The sequence below is a fragment of the Winogradskyella ouciana genome, assembly GCF_009709615.1.
Classification (GTDB): domain Bacteria; phylum Bacteroidota; class Bacteroidia; order Flavobacteriales; family Flavobacteriaceae; genus Winogradskyella; species Winogradskyella ouciana.
This window is the reverse complement of sequence record NZ_WJYA01000058.1, coordinates 1-280: the sequence shown is the minus strand read 5'-3', so window position 1 is coordinate 280 and position 280 is coordinate 1. Positions and strand designations below refer to the sequence as shown.

Sequence of the window (280 nt, the reverse complement as noted above, 5' to 3'; positions counted from 1 at the left end):
CGGCATGTTCCTCGAGAAGAAGCAGGACGAAGTTGTAGCTAGGATAGAGGAGAGGATTGCAGCTTGGACGTTCCTTCCACCAGATAATGGCGAATCCATTCAAATATTACATTATCAGAATGGCGAGAAGTATGAGCCACACTATGATTACTTCCATGACAAAAATAATCAAGCTCTTGGAGGACATCGGATCGCCACTGTGCTCATGTACCTTTCAGACGTTGGGAAGGGGGGAGAGACCATCTTTCCAGAAGCAGAGGGGAAGTTATTACAACCCAAG

The 280-nt window shown here is 46.4% G+C and carries 1 protein-coding gene; it reads left to right on the top strand.

Going from position 1 to position 280, the window contains the following annotated elements; genetic code table 11:
- Window positions 1-280 (top strand): 2OG-Fe(II) oxygenase (locus F1003_RS18585; protein WP_202913911.1); only part of this gene is annotated, 280 nt, incomplete at both ends.